This window comes from Enterobacter sp. UNJFSC 003 (assembly GCF_036903355.1).
In the GTDB taxonomy this organism is placed as follows: Bacteria; Pseudomonadota; Gammaproteobacteria; order Enterobacterales; family Enterobacteriaceae; genus Enterobacter.
Genome location: NZ_JBAKHK010000024.1, coordinates 1 through 3,164, shown reverse-complemented (window position 1 = coordinate 3,164; position 3,164 = coordinate 1). Strand labels below are relative to the sequence as shown.

Below are 3,164 nucleotides of genomic sequence, written 5' to 3'. Positions count from 1 at the left end.
GAAGATCTGCTGCTTTCCGGGACCAGCAACCAGCCGGAAGGCACGACGATCACCGTCAGCCTTAACGGCATTAATTACACCGCAACCACCGACGCCAGCGGCAGCTGGAGCGTAACCGTTCCGGCAGCCAACGTTGCTGCGCTGGGCGAAGCGAGCTATAGCGTCACGGCAAGCGTCACCGACAGCGCGGGCAACAGCGCCAGCACCAGCCATAACGTGCTGGTTGACAGCGCGCTGCCGGTCATCACCATTAACGCTATCGCCACCGACGATATCATCAACGCCGCCGAAGTGGCCTCAGGGCAAACCCTGACCGGGAAAGTGAGCGGCGCCGCGAGTGGTGACACTGTCACGATTTCCATTGGCGGCAATTCCTATACAGCGTCCGTTCAGGAGGATTTAAGCTGGTCGGTAAACGTTCCGTCTGACGTGTTAACCGCCATCGGCAACGGCGACCTGACCGTATCGGCCAGCGTCACCAACGGCCACGGCAACACCGGCGCGGGCGAGCGTGACATCACCATTGATGCCAATCTGCCGGGCCTGCGCGTCGATACCGTTGCGGGCGATGATGTGATCAACAGTATTGAGCACGGGCAGAACCTGATCGTGACCGGCTCCAGCGACGGCCTGACCGCCGGCTCCGCGTTGACGGTAACGGTAAACGGTAAAACCTACGCGGCAACGGTGCTGGCGGACGGCACCTGGACGGCAGCGATTCCTGCCGCAGACGTCAGCGCGCTGAATGCGGGCACGGTCACCGTGACCGTTGAAGGCCAGAGCAGCGCCGGTAACCCGGTCTCTATTAGCCATGACGTGACCGTGGATCTGGCGACGGTTGCCATCAGCATTGACGCCATCGCCACCGATGACGTGATCAATGCGGCAGAAAAAGGCGCAGATCTGGTGCTGTCGGGTTCCACCACCAACGTGGAAGAAAACCAGACGGTTTACATCACCTTCGGCGGCAAGTCCTACACCGCCACCGTGGATGCCAGCGGTCACTGGACCGCCACCGTCCCATCGGCTGATTTAGGCAGCCTGAAGGACGGCGATGCCAGCGTGCAGGCCAGCGTCACCAACGTGAACGGCAACAATGCCTCCGCAGGACGTGAATACAGCGTGGATGCCACCGCCCCGACGGTTTCCATTGAAATCGTCAGCGATAACAACATCATCAACGCGCGAGAAGCGCAGCAGGATCTGGACATCAACGGCGTGACCAACGCCGAAGCGGGCCAGACCGTCACCGTGTCGCTGAACGGCGTGAATTACACCACCACCGTACAGGCAAACGGAAGCTGGAGCGTCACCGTGCCGTCGGCGGATCTGGGCGCCATTACCGATGGAAGCTACACCGTTACGGCGGCCGTCTCCGACAAAGCGGGCAACCCGGCCTCTGCGGATCGCGATGTGCTGGTTGATACCACCGTTCCGCAGCTGACCATTAACGCCGTCTCTGACGACGATGTGATCAACAGCACCGAGCATGCACAGGCCCTGATCGTCACCGGCTCCGTAACCGGCGCGGAAGCGGGCGATGTGGTCACCGTAACCATTAACAACAAATCTTACACCGCCACCCTGGATGCCTCCGGTAACTGGAGCGTGGGGGTACCCGCGGCTGACGTCAGTGCCCTGACTGCGGGCGATTACACCATCACCGCCGCGTTGACCGACAAAGCGGGTAACAGCAACAGCGCGACCCACGACGTGGAAGTGAACCTGACCGCTCCGGTGCTGACCATCGATACCGTGTCCGGGGATGATGTGATCAACAGCATCGAGAAAACGCAGGATCTGACCCTTTCCGGTACGGCCACCGGCCTGACGGCGGGCGCGATCGTGACCGTGATGCTGAACGGCAAAGCCTACAGCGCCACCGTAGATGACGCCGGACTGTGGACAACCACCGTTCCGGCGGATCAGGTCGGCGCGCTGGGTGAAGCCTTGTACACCGTGACCGCCTCCGCGACCGACAGCGTGGGCAACAGCACCAGCGCGTCGCACACCGTAAACGTGGAATCCGCTTTGCCTGGCGTCATCATCAACATCGTCGCGGGCGACGATGTGATCAACGCGGCGGAAGTGGCTGCCGGTCAGACGATCGGCGGTACCGTGGTGAATGCCGAAGCAGGCAACACCGTGACGGTAAACATTGGCGGTAACACCTACACCGCAACCGTGCAGAACGATCTGACCTGGTCCGTCAATGTGCCGGAATCGGTACTGACCGCGCTGGGTAACGGCGATTTGACCGTAACCGCCAGCGTCACGAACGGCGTGGGCAACAGCGGCAGCGGCGAGCGTGACATCACCATCGACGCCAACCTACCGGGCCTGCGCGTGGACACCGTGGCGGGCGACGACGTCATTAACAGTATTGAGCACGGGCAGAACCTGATCGTGACCGGATCCAGCGACGGCCTGAGCGCAGGTACCGTGCTGACCGTGACCGTGAACGGCAAAACCTATGCGGCTTCCGTGCTGGCAGACGGCACCTGGAGCGCAGCGATCCCGGCAGCGGACGTCGGCGCGCTTGCCGCAGGTACGGTGACCGTGACCGTTGAAGGGCAAAGCAGCGCCGGTAACCCGGTGTCGATCAACCACGACGTGACCGTAGATCTGGCAACGGTTGCCATCAGCATCGACGCGATTGCCACCGACGACGTGATCAACGCGGCGGAGAAGGGCGCGGATCTGGTGCTGTCCGGCACAACCAGCAACGTGGAGGAGAACCAGACCGTCAGCATCACCTTCGGCGGTAAGAGCTACACCGCGACCGTGGATGCAGACGGCAACTGGACCGCCACCGTGCCGTCCGCCGATCTGGCGGGCCTGAAGGACGGCGATGCCAGCGTGCAGGTGAGCGTCACCAACGTGAACGGCAACAGCGCGTCGGCGGGCCGCGAGTACAGCGTGGATACCACCGCGCCGTCCGTGACCATCAATACCATTGCCTCGGACGACATCCTGAACGCGACCGAAGCGCAGTCTGACCTGGCGATCTCCGGCACCAGCACCGCCGAGGCGGGCCAGACGGTGACCGTGTCGCTGAACGGCAAGGACTACACCGCGACGGTAGGGTCAGACGGCACCTGGACGCTGAGCGTTCCGCCGGCTGACCTTGCGGGTCTGACCGACGGCAGCGTGACCGTTACGGC

General features: G+C 62.8%; 1 protein-coding gene. It reads left to right on the top strand.

All coding sequences use genetic code 11. The annotated features are described in order from the left end of the window. Positions 1-3,164 (top strand): Ig-like domain-containing protein (locus V5P19_RS22840; protein WP_334407803.1); only part of this gene is annotated, 3,164 nt, incomplete at both ends.